At 60.1% G+C, this 16,225-nt stretch carries 15 protein-coding genes; 6 read left to right on the forward strand and 9 right to left on the reverse strand.

The genetic code is table 11. The features are described from left to right. Positions 1 to 88: 88 nt before the first annotated feature. From B1781_RS03245 to thiO, 4 genes are all read right to left on the reverse strand, one after another. Positions 89 to 325 carry a ferrous iron transport protein A gene (locus B1781_RS03245; RefSeq protein WP_078118292.1) on the reverse strand — a complete coding sequence of 79 codons (237 nt, stop codon included), beginning with the start codon at positions 323 to 325 and terminating at the stop codon, positions 89 to 91. After that, positions 325 to 1,854: a DUF2325 domain-containing protein gene (locus B1781_RS03250; protein WP_078118293.1), complete on the reverse strand. Its 1,530-nt coding sequence runs from the start codon at positions 1,852 to 1,854 to the stop codon at positions 325 to 327. Before B1781_RS03250 ends, B1781_RS03245 begins: the two co-directional genes overlap by 1 nt. Positions 1,855 to 1,856: 2 nt before the next feature. Further along, positions 1,857 to 2,123, reverse strand: a complete 267-nt coding sequence (locus tag B1781_RS03255) for a hypothetical protein (RefSeq protein ID WP_078118294.1) — start codon at positions 2,121 to 2,123, stop codon at positions 1,857 to 1,859. A gap of 255 nt (positions 2,124 to 2,378) precedes the next feature. Beyond that, positions 2,379 to 3,452: a glycine oxidase ThiO gene (thiO, locus tag B1781_RS03260; protein WP_334223866.1), complete on the reverse strand. Its 1,074-nt coding sequence runs from the start codon at positions 3,450 to 3,452 to the stop codon at positions 2,379 to 2,381. Positions 3,453 to 3,591: 139 nt separating this feature from the next. Between thiO and B1781_RS23370 the strand changes: the two genes are divergently transcribed. Genes B1781_RS23370 through B1781_RS03290 form a run of 6 tightly spaced genes read left to right on the forward strand, consistent with a single transcriptional unit; the run spans position 3,592 to position 11,306 of the window. Further along, positions 3,592 to 4,140, forward strand: coding sequence for a GspH/FimT family pseudopilin (locus B1781_RS23370; RefSeq protein ID WP_164513517.1), 549 nt, complete (start codon positions 3,592 to 3,594; stop codon positions 4,138 to 4,140). Next, positions 4,137 to 4,589, forward strand: a complete 453-nt coding sequence (gene pilV / locus B1781_RS03270; RefSeq protein ID WP_078118297.1) for a type IV pilus modification protein PilV — start codon at positions 4,137 to 4,139, stop codon at positions 4,587 to 4,589. Before B1781_RS23370 ends, pilV begins: the two co-directional genes overlap by 4 nt. Further along, positions 4,586 to 5,614, forward strand: a complete 1,029-nt coding sequence (locus tag B1781_RS03275) for a PilW family protein (protein ID WP_078121902.1) — start codon at positions 4,586 to 4,588, stop codon at positions 5,612 to 5,614. Before pilV ends, B1781_RS03275 begins: the two co-directional genes overlap by 4 nt. Positions 5,615 to 5,622: 8 nt before the next feature. After that, a complete protein-coding gene (locus B1781_RS03280) occupies positions 5,623 to 6,159 on the forward strand; it encodes a pilus assembly PilX family protein (protein WP_078118298.1) in 537 nt (178 codons plus the stop codon). Between the two features lie 53 nt (positions 6,160 to 6,212). Then, on the forward strand, positions 6,213 to 10,877 hold the full coding sequence (locus B1781_RS03285; RefSeq protein WP_078118299.1) for a pilus assembly protein: 4,665 nt from the start codon (positions 6,213 to 6,215) through the stop codon (positions 10,875 to 10,877). Positions 10,878 to 10,889: 12 nt separating this feature from the next. Next, complete coding sequence (locus tag B1781_RS03290; RefSeq protein ID WP_078121903.1) at positions 10,890 to 11,306, forward strand: type IV pilin protein; 417 nt, start codon at positions 10,890 to 10,892, stop codon at positions 11,304 to 11,306. Between the two features lie 17 nt (positions 11,307 to 11,323). On the opposite strand, the gene ispH is transcribed toward B1781_RS03290, so the two are convergent. The 5 genes from ispH to B1781_RS03315 all read right to left on the reverse strand — a co-directional run bounded on the left by ispH (position 11,324) and on the right by B1781_RS03315 (position 16,139). Then, entirely contained in the window at positions 11,324 to 12,289 is a 966-nt protein-coding gene (gene ispH, locus B1781_RS03295; RefSeq protein ID WP_078118300.1) for a 4-hydroxy-3-methylbut-2-enyl diphosphate reductase, read from the reverse strand. Positions 12,290 to 12,348: 59 nt separating this feature from the next. Next, the gene (locus B1781_RS03300; RefSeq protein ID WP_334223867.1) at positions 12,349 to 12,813 is read right to left on the reverse strand and encodes an FKBP-type peptidyl-prolyl cis-trans isomerase; all 465 of its coding nucleotides are present in this window, start codon (positions 12,811 to 12,813) and stop codon (positions 12,349 to 12,351) included. Continuing rightward, positions 12,810 to 13,586 carry a ketopantoate reductase family protein gene (locus tag B1781_RS03305; RefSeq protein WP_334223868.1) on the reverse strand — a complete coding sequence of 259 codons (777 nt, stop codon included), beginning with the start codon at positions 13,584 to 13,586 and terminating at the stop codon, positions 12,810 to 12,812. The genes B1781_RS03300 and B1781_RS03305 overlap by 4 nt, the downstream gene beginning before the upstream one ends. A 91-nt stretch (positions 13,587 to 13,677) precedes the next feature. Then, entirely contained in the window at positions 13,678 to 14,226 is a 549-nt protein-coding gene (locus tag B1781_RS03310; protein ID WP_078121905.1) for a cob(I)yrinic acid a,c-diamide adenosyltransferase, read from the reverse strand. Positions 14,227 to 14,228: 2 nt separating this feature from the next. Next, positions 14,229 to 16,139: a TonB-dependent receptor family protein gene (locus B1781_RS03315; protein ID WP_164513234.1), complete on the reverse strand. Its 1,911-nt coding sequence runs from the start codon at positions 16,137 to 16,139 to the stop codon at positions 14,229 to 14,231. Between the last annotated feature and the right edge of the window lie 86 nt (positions 16,140 to 16,225).

Below are 16,225 nucleotides of genomic sequence, written 5' to 3' on the forward strand. Positions count from 1 at the left end.
CCTGGCCCGGGTCGGCAAGCGATCGTTATCGATAGGGGCCGTGCGGATGCGAAATCCGCATTCGCGCCCCGAGCTACCCAGCCCCAAGCTACCCAGTGAACGGTGCGACCCAGATCTGCTGCGCGTGGCGCGCGGGGATGTGGAAACGCTCGTCCTCGCTCGATACCACCAGGTTGCCGTCGCGGCAGCGCAGTTCGAGTCGCAGGCGTGCGCCGTCGATCAGCCCGAGCAGCGTCAGCCGGCGGCTGGTCCAGTGGCTTGAGGCATGCATGATGACAGCGTCGTCTCCCGGTTCGAGGTCGCTGAGTCTGAGTGTCTTGTTCATTATTGGATCGCTACGTTTTCCAGGGCTTTGGCGAATGTCGAGATACCGGACGAACGCAGGAAGACATGCGGCTTGTCGTTGCGTTTGCAGAAGCGTTTCAAGCGGTAATACGCGTCATGGCTCACGCTATCGGTGGCGCAGACCACCGCGTCGGCTGATGAAAGCATGGCTTCGAGGCGCTGGCGGCTGTCCTCCACGCCACCGTCGTGGTGTTCGAACTGGCCGTTGCAGCGAGCGACCAGTGCGCGGTATTGGTCGATCAGACGATGTCGGCCACCGACACACAGGATGCGCCGGCCGCCCAGATCGGGGCAGTCTTCGCAACTGTCCGACTCACAGCGGTCACACGGCGACAGCGATTGCGCCAGTAGCGATTCGAGGGTGCGTCGCTCGGCGTGGGTCTGCCGCAGCTCTTTGTCGAGATCGCTGACCTGGCGGTGGGTGGATTCGTGGAGGCGACGCCATTCCTCGTTGCGTCGCCGTTCTTGGTCGAGTTCCTGGGTCACGCGGTCGAGTTCGGCCTGAATCTGCTTGCTGTTGGCGCGCTGCAGCTGATCTTCGACGACGCCGAGCAACTGTTTGAGTTCGGTGAGCTGCAGGCACTGCGCGCGCAGTGAGTCCTGGTCTTCGCACTGTTGCTTTTCGAGATCGTGTATCCGTTGCTCACGGTCTTCGAGCTGTCGCCGGCTGCGCTTATGCAGCGCGTCGAAATCGCGTTGCAGATTGCTCAACGCCGCCTCGGTACGGGTCAGTTTCTTCAGGTCGGCGCGTTGCCCGGCGCCGACCTGGTGCGACAGCATGTGCACCTCTTCGAAGATCCGCGCGCGCAGCGCCTCGTCGCAGTTGGGGTGGGTGAGACCGGCCCAGACGCCGCCGGGCACATCGCCGCGCCCCAGCGAGTCCTCCCACAACGCTGTCAGCTCGTTTGCTGATTTCGCCCGCGCGAAACGTTTGACTTGCGATGCGAACTTTTTGTCGAGCGCCTTGTGGGCCGCGAGCGACAACACGTTCTTGTCGTCGGCGGCAGAGACGAAGCTCACGTGCACTTCGTAGTCGCTGATCGGTCCTTCGTGCCAGGCGCCGGCGCGCCGCGCCAGCTTGCGCAACTCCGCGCTGTCGAGGCAGGTGCCGATGACCGGGCAATGCAGTTTGTGCGACAGCTCCCAGAGTTTGCGGCGCGTCTTCTTGGTGCTGCCGGCGGCGACAGCCGCGTCACCGATGACGTCGGCCCCGCGTCGCAACGGAAAGGTAGGCATGTCGCCGACCGACGATGCGAGCGCGCCGTCGAGCAGGTTTGCCACCTGTTCACTGCGTTGCCGCAGTTCATCGTCAGGGAGCGCAATCAGGCGTTGTGCTGCGTCGCTGGCCAGTTCGGCGAGTGGCTCGCCGCTGTCGACATCGCAGATCGCTATGCGCGCCGGTTCGGCGTGCAGTTCGAGCAGATAGCGCACCGGATCGTTGGCTTCGGAATGTGTGGCCGGCCCGCCGGCACAGCAGTTTCCGGTAAGTTCGTTACTTGCACCGCACATGCTCAAGCCTCCAGCGTGCCGTTGGCTTGGCGGGCCAGCCAGCGCCAATGCGTCTTGAGTCGCAGATAGCTGCAAAGTTCGGTTGCGCCACCTTCGAATGCCGGGTGGGCGCACAAGGTTTCGATATGACGCACCACGGAGCCTGCGATCGCCGGCGAACGGGTCTGCAGATAGTGTCGAATCAGGTGGGCGAGGCGTTCCTCGATTGCGTCGGGCGGCAATTGGTCCAGGCGCTGAACCCGGTCGGAAAGAACTGCAAACGTAGCCATGCGTCGTACCTCGAAAGCTGCATATCGATGATCGGCTGGCTGGCCACGCGGTAGGGAAGGCGGCTTGCTGGCGCTACTTTTTCGCTCGGCCGTTCGGCCGGCGGCGTCACATCACACCGGCGACCGCTTCGTTTGAGGCCGAACGGGGTGGTTGCTGATTAGCCTAGCGTGCCGTGCGAAATTGTCAATAAGAATCATTCGCATTAAAGCCGACGGTTTTGCTGGGGTTTGGGGCGCGCGCGAGCGCTGGGGGGATCAGCCGCGGGCAGCGGTCCAGGAATAGGGAGCCGGATCGACGATAGGGGCTCGCTCAATCACGAGGTCCGCCGCCAAGCGAGCGGATGCCAAGCCGAGCACGATGCCGTTGCGGAAATGCCCGGCATTGACGAACAAGCCAGAGACCTGGGGGTGTTGCCCGATATAGGGCACTCCGGCGGGCGACGATGGGCGCAATCCGGCCCAGTGCGCCTCTACGGAGAATGTCTTCAGGATCGGGAAGCGTTGTGTCGCGATGGCATAGAGTTCGTCATACGCCTCGCCGGTGGTCTGTTTCTCGAATCCGACATCCTCGATTGTGCTGCCGAACAGGGTTCGCCCGTCGCGCCTCGGTATCACGTAGCGGCTGCCTTCGAGCACCATGCGCGAAATGCTGCCGGGCTCGGCGCGAAACAACAGCATTTGGCCGCGGATCGGACGCACCTCGGGTGGAGACGGCAGATCCGCGAGCAAATCTCTGCTCCAGGCTCCGCCGCAGACCACGACCGCATCGCCCTGGTGAGTTCCGGTCGACGTCACCACGCCACTGCAGGCGTCGCCCGCGATCAGCAGCGATTGCACCGGCTCGTTGGTGCGAACCTCCACACCCAGCTGTCGGATGCGGCTTTCCAAAGACTTGACCATCCGCGGGTTTCGCACCTGCCCGACCGTCGGCATCCAGATGGCGGTTGGTGCAGGTGTGGCGATCTGGGGCTCGAGTTCCCGATAGCCGGCTTGATCGATGACTTCAAGTTGTCGGGCATGCTGGCGGCCCCAGTCGAGGGCGGCTTGCTGTTCCTCTGGTGCCACGAGAATCAGCCCGCATTCGGTGTATTCGGGATCGATGCCGGTCTGCTTGGCCAGTGCGCCGCAGAACGCCGGGTAATGGGTCTGACTCCAGCTTGCCAGCGCGGTGACGCTATCTAGATAGCGCCAAGGAAACAGTGGAGACACAATCCCGCCGCCGGCCCAGGACGACTCGCGTCCGGTGTCGCCGCGTTCGAACAAAGTCACCGGATACCCGGCGGTCTTCAACTCGAGCGCGGTGAGCATGCCGATGACGCCGCCGCCCACTACAAGAATTCGGCTCATGAGGATTGAGGTTCTGCCGCTAAGGTGTTGGTATGCCGCGGTCCCGACCGTTTGTCGGGGAATTGCCGCAGTCTATCATCCGCGGCGCGACATCAATAATCAGAGTTGCTATACCGCCATTATGAAAAGCAGACAACAAGGTTTAACGCTCATCGAACTGATGGTCACGCTCGCCGTTGCCATCGTGCTCGTTGCCGTTGGCATGCCACTGTTCACCGGCGTTGCGGCCAATAACCGGGCAACAACGCAATCCAACAGCCTCCTTGCCGCGGTGCGACTGGCGCGTAGTGAGGCGTTGCGTCGATCCACCGATGTGAGTTTGTGTCCGACGGCCAATCCTACCGCGGCATCGCCGACATGCACTGGGAACACCAATGACTGGAATGGCGGTTGGACGGTGTATTACGTAGACAGTGCAACCGCTACGACGGAACACATTCGTATTCAGCAGGCGCTCGATGGGAATCCGACGATTACGAGTGATACATCGCCGGTTATTAGATTCGATTCGACCGGAGCGGCTGCTTTACCCGTTGCCAATTTGCCCTGGAGCGTTTCGCTGTCGTTCGCGGAAACGACGGGCGTGCAGTCGCGGTGTATTTCTGTGAACAACGCCGGACAGATCCGGATGAGACGTTACGATCCAGGTAACGGAGAAACCTGTCCATGAGTGTAAACAAAATGGTTAACAAACAGTCGGGCTTTACGCTGCTCGAAGTGCTGGTTGCGATGATCGTGCTGTCGATCGGACTGCTTGGCCTTTCCGGTCTGCAGACCACGTCAGTGCGCTCTAATCACAGCGCATTTCTGCGTTCTCAGGCAACCACCCTGAGCATGGATATCATGGACCGCATGCGTGCCAACAGAGATGGCGCGATAGCCGGTTCGTACAACATCGCCTACGCGACGACGGCAACCTCTCCAGGCTGCAATCTCAATTGCAGTAACGGCCAGGTAGCTCAGCGCGACTTGTTCCAATGGCGGTCGTTTGTTGAGCGCCTGCCTGGTGGTGAAAGCGAGGTTGACGTCACTGCTACCGGTGTTGCCGAAGTCAAAATCCGGTGGTTCGACGCTCGTGACGGGAACAAGCTTGAAGTGAAAATGAGGAGCTCGGTATGAGCCTGCGTTTCAAACAGAAAGGCTTGACGCTGGTCGAACTCATGATCAGCGTTGCGCTGAGTCTGCTGTTGTTGGCAGGCGTCATGGTGCTGTTCTCGGGCAACAAGACCAGTCATCGCATGCAGGAAGGTATGTCGACTTTGCAGGACAGCGGTCGCTATGCGGTGACTGCGATCAAGCGTGATATCAACGCGGCGGGTTTTGGTGGCTGTATCAGCTCTTCGCAAGATCCCATACTGATCGCCGCAAGTCCGCTGCCGTATGTTCGGGAATACCGCGACGGGCAGTTGGTTGCGGGAGAGAACGACGTGTCCGGCCGCACAATCGAAGGCGAGCCCGTGACGGACGGGACCGACGTATTGCAGATCAGGGGCCCGCTCGGTTCGGCAGTTTTTTACGTCAAGCAGCGTGTCAGCGCGATACCGCCGATCGTCGTGCAGGGTGATGCCTCGGCGTTCGCGACGGGTGACTACTTGGTGGTCAGCGATTGCGTTCATACCGAGATATTCAAGGCCAGTTCTGTTTCTGTCACCACCGGCCCGCCAGCATCGACCACGATTGCGCATGCCAGTTCGCACAACGACCGTGGCGGTATCTTTCAGACCAAGATGGGTTCGGATTCGGTCGTCATGCGGCTTTCGACGCATACCTATTTCATTGCTCCCTCGAGTTGGACGAATGCCAGCGGTGCTACCGTACTGTCGCTGTATCGTGCCACCGGTGACGGTTCGCCCGACGAACTGTTGCAGGGTGTTGAGGATATGCAGGTTACCTATGGTATCGATTCGAATGGTGACGGTGGTGTCGACTCGTTCCGCGATGCGGCTAGCGTAACCGACTGGACGCAGGTCGCAAGTGTCAACGTATCGCTATTGGTCAACAGTGTCGACAACGCCAGCGATACGCTTGCAAGTTACCGTTACTCGCCCGTTGGCTCGGCCGCGATCACGCCGAGCAATACGGCCGATCGATTGATGCGACAGGAATTCACTGCGGTCTTGACGGCGCGCAACAATCTAATGTGAGAGATGAAATGAAGGGATCGATCACGTCAATTACAAAAACCATGGCAAAGCAGCGCGGCGCTGTCCTTATCGTTGCACTGGTGTTGCTGCTGGTGTTGACCATTCTGGGAACGGCCGGGATTCAGAACACGCTCATTACCGAACGTATGTCCGGCAACTACCGTGATGTGGCCATAGCGTTCGAATCGGCCGAGGCGGGATTGCGTTCGGGCGAGGTCCGGATCGCAGATGCCAGCGCCTTTGGCGCGTTGGCCTTCGATGGGTCGGATGGTAGTTGGGACATCACCGACGATCAGCAGGGTGTTAATCCGCTTGAAGCGTCGACAACTTTCCCCATCAATACAGATTCGTCCGAGATTCCCGAGAACAGCGGCGGTGCATCCTACTACTTGGAGCGGCTGCCCGCGACAAAGGATCCGGATAGCAGTCTGGTCGTGGGATTTCAGGACCAACCACAGCCGGAACATTACTACCGTGTGACCAGCAGGGGTACGGGTTTGACGCCTGCGGCGGATGTGGTTCTGCAGAGTACGTATTTCCGATAAGTGACGGCGTTCGAGCACCGTTGCGTTGATTGATATCGATTGAGGTTTCGAAGATGGACAGATTGAAGCGTGGAATTGTCGCGGCGATGGGCATGGGTTACGCCCTCGTGTCGTCGAATACTGCCTTTGCGGTAGCGCCCAGCAGCTTGTCCCAGGTTCCCTTGTTCCTGGTTACATCAGCCGAGGCGCAGGTCATGCTCAACATGTCCAACGACCACCAGCTGTTCTACAAGGCCTACGATGACTGGTCGGATGTCGACAGCGACGGCGCGATTGACATCACCTACGACCATTCGATCGACTACTACGGCTACTTCGATTCCTACAAGTGCTACTCGTACAGCTCGGGTAGCAGCCGTTTCGAACCGGCGGCCGTTACGAGCGATAAATATTGCGGCTCGGTATCCGGTGACTGGAGTGGTAACTTCCTGAACTGGGCCACGATGAGCCGTATCGACACCGTGCGCAAGATCCTGTTCGGTGGCTTGCGTTCGACCGACAGCGCTGCACTGACCGTGCTCGAGCGCGCCTATCTGCCGGGCGATGCGCACAGCTTTGCAAAGTATTATGCCGGCGGCACCAGTGAGATTCGCAAGCTAACACCGTTCAACGTTTCCGAGATCACGTTGTGCAACACGACATATGCAAGAAACGGCGATTCGGAAGATCGCACTGAGCCGCCGTTGATTCGTGTCGCAGACGGCAACTTCGCGTTGTGGGCGGCCAACGAGCGTCATCAATGTCACTGGGACAATCACAGCGAGTTGCAGTCTGATATCTTCAACTCGCCCAACCCGAATACCAACAACGGCAACGACCCGGCCACCACCGGTCTGAATGCCGATGCCGATAACCCGGATTGGGCGAATGACCGGCTCGGCAGTGGCGACTACGTAGTACGCGTCGAGGCATGCCGTACGGGCCTTATCGGTCAAGAAAAGTGTAAGGTCTACCCGGATGGCAACAGCAAGCCTATCGGTCTGCTGCAGGAGTATGGTGACGACGGCCAGATCCACTTCGGGTTGATGACCGGTAGTTTTCAGCGCAACAAATCCGGCGGTACCCTGCGCAAGAACATCGGTTCGATGACCGACGAGATCAACGTGACCACCAACGGTACGTTCAAGGCGGCGCCGGCGGCAGGCAATATCATCGCGGCACTGAGCTCTTTGCGTGTCAGTGGTTACGATCACGATCCGGGTTATTACAACTCGTCCGACAACTGTTCTTGGGGTTTGAGTTCTTTTCCCAACGGTCGGTGCACGAACTGGGGTAACCCGCAGTCGGAGATATTCCTCGAGAGTCTGCGCTATTTTGCCGGTAGGTCTCCCGACTTCAACGCTAACGACAGCAGCTACATCAACGGGTTGGTGACGGCGAGCTCGTGGAGCGACCCGCTGGGCGCGGCAAACTACTGTGCGCCACTCAATATCATTCAGTTCAACGCCAGCGTCACGTCGTACGACGGAGATGATCTGGGCGGCGTTTCAGATCTGGCGTCGTTGTCGTCGCTCGACACCTGGACCGACAAGGTAGGTACCGGTGAGAGCATCGCCGGTGGCAGTTTCTTCCTGGGTGAAGGCACCTCGGTTTCCGACGGTATCTGTACGGCTAAGAGCCTGAGCAACCTGTCAGATGCACGGGGCATCTGTCCGGAGGCTCCGCGCCTGGAAGGCGGTTTCGATATTGCCGGCCTTGCCCACTATGCGCGCACCACATCGATCCGGACCGATATCTCGGACACCGATGGCAACACTGCAGACATTATGGTTAAGACCTATGGTGTGACCCTGTCGCCTGCCGTACCGAAGATCGAGGTGCCGGTGCCTGGGGCTACCGGTCAGATCGTCACGATTTTGCCGGCCTGCCGCAACGAATCGATTGGCGGCAACTGCGCAATCGTTGATTTCAAGGTTGTGCAACCGCATACCGAGACATCGCCCGGCGTCTACGAAGGCAAGTTCTACGTCAACTGGGAAGACAGTGAGCAGGGTGGTGACTACGACCAGGATATGGCGGGCGTGTTGAGCTATGTCGCCACGTCATCGACCATTGAAGTGACCACGGCGGCGTTCGCCGATTCGACGCCGAACCTGATGGCATTCGGCTACATCATCGGTGGCACCACGCAAGATGGCTTCCATGCCCACTCTGGCATCAATTTCTTCACGGCTTATACCGACCCGACCGGGGTGCTGACCTGTAGCAACGGCTCGATCGACTGTGAGACTGGCCGACCGGCGACATCGGTCACCTACACGATCGGAACCAGTCCGGCTGACCTGTTGAACGATCCGCTTTGGTATGCCGCCAAGTGGGGTGGTTTCGAAGAAGACGATCTCACAGTGGCGCAAGGTGGTGAGCGTCCGGTCGGCACGCCGGCACCAAACCAGATCCCGGACGAATCCTACGAATGGGATAAGGATAACGACGGTATACCCGACAGCTACTTCTATTCAACCAACCCGGCCGAACTCGAGACATCGCTGGCCGCCGTATTCCTCGACGTCTCGCGCTCGCAGGCATCGGCGTCGTCGACTGCGGCAAACTCGCAGCGTATCTCGACCGACACCACGATTTATCAGGCACGTTTCAGTAGCGCGAGCTGGACGGGCGAGCTGTTGGCCTACCCGGTTATCCCGTCGACCGGCTTCCTGAGTTCGACGCCATCGTGGGATGCGGGCGACAAGCTCGAAAGCGTGGCCTGGAATGCGCGAGAGATCATCACCAACAATCCGACATCCGGCGGTGTTCCGTTCGAATGGAGTTCGCTCAGTGCTACGCAGCAGGGATTGCTCAATACCAATCCTGACACGTTGGCCAGTGACAGTCTCGGTGAGGATCGTGTCGAGTACCTGCGCGGCAACAATGCGCTTGAAGTGCAGAACAGCGGAACCTTCCGCGACCGGCTGCGTAAGCTCGGCGACCTGATCAACTCTTCACCGGCGTATGTCGGCGACCCGAGCTTCGGCTACCCAAACTGGGTCGAGCGTTACGAGGATGCGAATAGTCCGAGCACGATTACCAACTCCTCTGCCGAGTCTTACGGTGACTTCAAAGCCAGGGTGCAGGCAATGCGCTCGGGCTCGGGGCGTGAGCCGATGCTGTACGTCGGTGGTAACGACGGCATGGTGCACGGCTTCGCAGCCGACCCCGACCCGGTTGTCGGCGGCAGCGAGCGAATTGCGTTCGTTCCGAACTCGGTGATGGCAGACCTCAACGAATTGACGTCGCCGAACTACAACCACCGCTACTATGTCGACGGTACGCCGACGACCGGCGATGTGATGTTCAGCGACAACAATTGGCACTCCATTCTGGTGGGTGGTCTGAACGGTGGCGGGCGAGGCATCTACGCACTCGATGTTACCGATCCGTCGAACTTCTCCGAGGGCAATGCAGCGAACCTGTTCCTCTGGGAGGTCGATCCTTCGGTCGCTGGTTTCGCCGATCTCGGCTACACCTACAGTCGCCCTGCTGTGGTCAAGAACCACAGCGGTGCGAATGCGTTCAACTACGAGTCCGGCGAAGGCAAATGGATCGTGGCATTCGGTAATGGTTATGCCAGTGCCTCGGGTAAAGCCGTGCTGTACATCGCCGACGCTCAGACGGGTGCGTACATCGATAGCGTGGTGGTCGATTCAAGCGGCAACAACGGTCTGTCGACGGTTTCGCCTGTCGATGTCGATGGCGATTACAAGATCGACGTAATCTATGCCGGCGACCTCAAGGGCAACCTGTGGAAATTCATCCCGGACGGGTCGATCAACGGCTGGAAGGCCGATTTCAACGGTGCGCCGCTGTTTGCCGCGCCGGCAGACCCTTCCACTACGATCAATCCGACAAATGTGGATCCGCAGTCGATCACGATGCGGATCGAGGTCGGCCGTCATCCGGTCGGTCTGCCTGGCGTCATGGTGTACTTCGGTACCGGTTCCTACTTCAAGGTGGGTGACAACGTCGGTAACTCGGATACGCAGTCGGTTTACGGTATCTGGGACGTTTGGGACAAGTGTTACGGCAACACCGGCGGGCGTCTGACGCGTTGCGGCTCCAACTACTCGAAGGTTGTAGGCGCCAGCACTGTCACGCCACCAGTTACACCGGCAATCACTCGCGACAATCTGTTGAAGCAGTGCGTTACGGGTACTGACGGCGTCACTTGTCTGTCGAAGCGTACCGCTGCTGGTCAGCCGGACGCCTCAACCGGGTTGGTGAGCTCCTATGACATTCGTGTGGTTTCGAATAACCAGCTCACTACGTGGGATTGGAGTGCGTCGCGCGGCGACATGGGGTGGTACCTGGATCTGCCGGACTTCGGCGAGAAGCAGGTTACCCGCCACATTCTTCGTGGAGGCCGCCTGATCTTCGTTTCGATCATTCCGTCCGACCATGCGTGTGAAGACGGTGGTGAGAGTTGGCTGATGGAACTCGATGCCGCCACCGGTGGACGGTTCGACTACCCGGTGTTCGACCTGAATGGCGATGGCGTGTTCGATTCGCAAGACAATCTGGGGTCATCGGCAGGTTCTGCGGGTATCCCGGTGTCGGGTAAGAAATCGAAAGAAGGTATTACCCAGCCGCCGAGCATTGTTTCGAGCGAAGACGGTACGAAAGAGTTCAAGTACGCCAGTGGTTCGAAAGGCGGCGTCGAAGTTACCACCGAATCGCCGAGTGGTGAGACGCGAGGCCGTAAATCTTGGATCCGTCTGCAGTAAAGGAGCTGCGAGATGATGAAACAGAAAGGTTTGACGCTGGTGGAGCTCATGGTAGTGGTGGCCGTTATGGCCATCATTGCCGCGATTGCCTACCCGCTGTATACCAACCAGACGCAAAAGACGCGTCGCGCAGACGCCAAGGTGGCGTTGGAATCGGTCGCCATGGCCCAGGAGCGCTTTTACTCCATCAACGGCCAGTACACGGGCAACCTAGCATCGCTACAAGTGTCGAGCGAGCTCAGGAACAACAGTAAGTCTGATCAGGGTTACTACGATGTTTCGATCGGCGGATTGGGTGCGGATAACCAAGCGTTTACGGTCACTGCGGTTGCCGATAGCGGCGCGGCGCAGGCAAACGACTCGGATTGCCCGCAGTTTACGTTGAACCATCAGGGTGTTAAGGACGCTACCAACACGAAGTGCTGGTAGCAGATAGAGCCTTATCGTCAGCTTGCTGATGGGCCATCGCCCATCGCGACGACCAGATTCTTAGGCAAGGCAAAGACGACGGTCTCGGGTTGACCGTCGTCTTCCGTTACGGATTCCGCACCCCACGCCTGCAGCTGGCTGATCACGCTTTCAACCAGGATCTCGGGCGCTGAGGCACCGGCGGTCACACCGATATTCTCCACATCCTTGAGCCAGGCGTGCTTGATATCTTCCGGGCCGTCGATCAGGAAGGCCTTGCGCCCCTGTTTCTCGGCAATCTCCTTCAAGCGGTTCGAATTCGAGCTGTTGGGTGAGCCGACGACCAGCACCAGATCGCAGCGGGCTGCCAGGCGGGTTACGGCGTCCTGACGGTTCTGGGTGGCGTAGCAGATATCGTCTTTCTTCGGGCCCTGGATGCTCGGGAAGCGCTTCTGCAAGGCTGCGATGACCAGCGCGGTATCCTGGATCGACAGCGTCGTCTGGGTGACGAAAGCCAGTTGCTCCGGGTTCTTGATTGACAGCTTCTCAACGTCGGCCGGCGTCTCCACCAGGTAGATGCCGGCCTCGCTGCGCGGGCAGCGGTATTGCCCCATGGTCCCTTCGACCTCGGGGTGCCCCTTGTGGCCGATCAGTACCACCTCGTGGCCATGGCGGCAATGCCGGGCGACCTCGAGGTGGACCTTGGTGACCAGCGGGCAGGTCGCATCGAATATCTTCAGATCGCGGCGTTCGGCTTCGTCACGCACCGCTTTGGAGACGCCGTGCGCACTGAAGATCACGGTGCCGCCATCGGGAATCTCGTTGAGCTCGTCGACGAACACGGCGCCGCGTTCGCGCAGACTTTCTACGACGAAACGGTTGTGTACCACTTCATGGCGCACATAGATGGGTGCGCCGAAGGCATCGAGCGCGCGCTCGACGATCTCGATCGCACGGTCGACACCGGCACAAAAGCCGCGGGGGTTGGCGAGCAGGATATTCATGGGCGGATTGTCCCGGCCGCTGGGCGCTATTTCAAGCCGCCCGCCGGCGCGGGAATCGGCTAGTGCCCGCTGGCGTCACCCTGCGGCGGCGATACGTCGAGGATCTGGACCTTGAAGGTGATCTCGTGGCCCGCCAGGGGGTGATTGAAATCGACCTCGACATGCCCTTCGTCGAGACTGAGAACCTGTCCGGCGGCCTCGTCGCCGTTGGGCATCGCAAAGGCGATGATCTGGCCTTTTTCCGGCACGAAGTCGCTACCGAACTCGGTCCGTGGCATCTGCTGGATCAGGTTGCGGTCGCGCAGACCGTAGGCCTGTTCCGGTAACAGGTTGAGCGTCTGCTCATCACCGGCCTTGAGGCCGTAGAGCGCCAGTTCCAACCCCGGTTGCAGGGTGCCGTCGCCCATGATGACTTCCAACGGTTCTTCATCGAACGTGGAGATGGCTACCGTGCCGTCTTCGAGCGCGATCGAGAGGTGTAAGGTGACGCCGCAGTTGGGCAGGATTTCCTGTGGATCGCTCACGCCGGCACCGCCTGTTGCTCCTGTGCGATCGATTCGAGGGTCGGGAGTTCGACGCCCAAACGCTTGCCGTTTTCCAACGCGCGCGCCAAACGTGCCGGCGCACTGCGCCCCATGCACTTGTGGTCCGGATCGCCCTCGAAAGCCGCTACCATGGCGGCAATCAGTTCATCGTTGTTGAACCGCGATCCGGTCATCGCTTCCTGCAAGGCGATAACATCTTTGGCTACCGCACGTGCGGTTTCTTGCTGGTCCGCCCATAGCTGGCCCACCGTACCGCCGGTGCGCAGGCCGGCGATATTGCTGGTCAGGATGTAGAGGTTCTTGACGACAAGCTCGAACAGCATATCGCGTGGCTTGTCGACCAGCTTGACCGGGATATCCAGTGTGGCCAACGCCTTTGCCAGCAACGAAGCGCGAGGTCCGAATGCCGGCGACGGGATGATGACTTTCGAATCCTGGCCCATCTTCTTTTCGAACCACACCGAAATGACCGTGACGTTTTTGATGTCGGCGTAGTCATTGGGAAGCAACTCGTTCTGCAATAGTACAAGGCGCTTGCGCCACGGCTTCGGTATCTTCTTCAACATCGGCTGCAGGGCCGCTTCGCCCACCGCGACCAGCACCAACTTGGGTTTCGGCAATTGTTCGGCCAAGGCTTTCATGTCGCTACCACGATTAACCGGATACACCGGATAACCGAGGCGCAACAGGCCGCGCGCAAACACACTGCCCATCTCGCCAACGCCAATGACTACAACCGGTTTCTCAGCCACCTTGCGCAATCCTTCCCACTATCGAGTGTATTGACGGCAAGGTTGCGCTTCACCCGTGCGAAATTCAAGTTGTGCTGCCGCGTCGAGGGCGTCAGCGCAGGTCTTTGTTCCACAACACCTCGCTGTTGCCATCCAGGCGCGCCAGTACCCTGGCCATGACGAACAACAGGTCGGACAGACGGTTGAGATAGTGCAGGCTGGCTGCGTTGAGCGGTGTGTGTTGATGCAGCGATAACAGGCAACGCTCGGCACGACGACAGACGGTGCGGCAGACATGGCACGCTGCGGCCGGCGGATTGCCGCCCGGCAGGATGAAATCGCGCAGCGCCGGCAGATCGGCATTCAGCCGGTCGAGTGCGGTTTCCAATGCCGCGACATGTTGCGCATCGATCGCTTGACTGCCTGGAACCGCGAGTTCTCCGCCGATATCGAACAAGCGGTGTTGGACCCGCTCGAGCAGCGCGTCGATATCGTCGGGTAGCGACTGTGCGCGCATCACGCCCACCGCCGCATTGAGTTCATCGACCGTGCCGATGGCCTCGATGCGCGCATCGGTCTTGGCTATACGGGTGCCGTCGGCGAGGCCGGTTGTGCCATCGTCACCGGTGCGTGTGTAGATCCGCGTCAGGCGGTCGCCCATGATCATCCCTCGAACTGGTAGCTGACACCGAACCAGAAGTTCCGCTCCGGTGCCGGGTTGTAGCCGTCACCGGCGAAAGCGCTGGCTCCCGTCTCGCTGTAGCGCTCGTTGAACAGGTTATTGACCTTTGCCGAAAAGCGCCAGTCGCCGAAGGTCCGGTGGACGACCAGGTGCGTGACCGTGTATTCCTCAAGCGGTTCGGCTGTGTTGGTGAAGTCCGACCCGAGGAACTGGTCGTCGACATATTCAACATCGAGTCGCGCCAGCCAGTCGGCGGTAGGTCGATACTCGATAAAGGCGTTGGCCTTGTTCTTGGGCACCAATGGCACCTCTAAACCCTTGTGGGCGCCGCTGGTGATCTCGCTGTCCAGGTACTCATAGCCGCCGCCGACGGTGACGAGCCGGTTGATTGCCACATCACCCGAAACAACGAAGCCGTAGCGCCGGCTGCGCGGCAGATTGACATTGGTAAAGGTGACCGCGTCGAAACTGATTTCGTCTTTCAGGCGCAACTTGTACGCGCGCAGCGACAGGTTGAAATCGGCACTGTTGTAAGCCACGCCGGTCTCGAGCGAGACGCCGCGCTGGTTCTTGAGGCCCACCGGCTGACCGAAGGGAACATTGGTGTGTTCGTCGACTTTGGCGAAACGGTAGTTCTGATCGGCGCGCAGGAAGGCGCGCCATTGTGAGGTCGGGCGGTAGGTGAGCCCGATCGAGCCGACAGTCACCGAGTCGTCCAATTCCACGGCAACGCCGCCGTTGTCGATGTCGTTCTCGACCCGGGCGTGGCGCGCCCCGGTCGTCAGGGTGATGGTCTGCGAAACCGGCGTGCTGACCTGGCCGTACCATGAAGCGATCTGCTGGTCGTTGCCCTGTGGGCCGAATGCGGTCAGCAGGTCGTACTCGCTGTCCAGGTAGTCGACGCCGAGTGTGATCAACGTGTCGTCGAACCGACCGATCACGCGTGGGGTGAGTTCGAACACGTCGCGGTCCTGGGTCGACTCGGTGCCGGGAAAGCCGCGAAAGCTCTGCACGAAGTCGCGGTGGTCGTCACGCCGGGCAAGTTCCGCTTCCAGTCGCCAGTGCTCGCTGAACTGCTGCTGCGTTCCCAGTCGCAGCACCTTGCTGTCGGTGTCCAGGTAGTCGTCGGGAAAAATCGCCTGGCGACGGTCGGCCTCGAGTTCGGACTCGAGCAGGGCGCCGGGTGTCTCGACATAGTCGTTCAACTGTTGGGCTTCGACATAGCTGTAGCCGGCGTGGTGCGCTACTTCCAACCGCGCATCGATACGTTCGACGCGGCTGGCATTGTGGTCGCGGTAGTTGTCGCTGTCGCGGCGCAGTACCTGGGCGCTCAGTCCGACCCGGTCGCTGAGCGGCTGATTGAAGCCGGTATCGATCTCCCAGGCGTCATAGCTGCCGGCCCCGACCGTCACGTGACCACTGCGTGATCCAGGTCGCTTGGTGATGATATTAATCAGGCCGCCGACCGCCTGGTTGCCGTACAGCACGCCGGCGCTGCCCTCGATGACCTCGATCCGCTGCACATTGTTGAGCGGGATGCTGTTGAGATACAGGGTGGCGCCATCGGTCGCCGGGTTGATCTTGCGCCCGTTGACCAGCACGGCGACGTTGGACTGGGCGGTGCTGCCGAAACCGCGCATGTCGATCTTGGCGCTGCCACCGTCGCCGATCGAGTCGGCGACATGAATGCCGGGGATGCGGTGCAGCACCTCGGCAACATTGCGTGCGCCGCTCTCCTCGATCTGTTGGTCATCGATAATCGTGGTCGCGGCCGGAATATCCAGCCCGGTCTCGGCGGTGCGCCCACCGCTGATCACGATGGTTGGCAGGGTGGTCTCGGCAGTGGCCTGCGAGCTCAACATACAGGCAGTGAAAATAGTGCGGTACAGCATGGTTCTCCCGGGGCAGCGCCCACCGCGCTGCAGATTTTGGGCGGCTGGGAGATCAGAGGCAGGATTGTCCGCTGGACCGGCGACGG

It is taken from the genome of Thiosocius teredinicola (assembly GCF_002009425.1).
GTDB lineage: Bacteria > Pseudomonadota > Gammaproteobacteria > Chromatiales > Chromatiaceae > Thiosocius > Thiosocius teredinicola.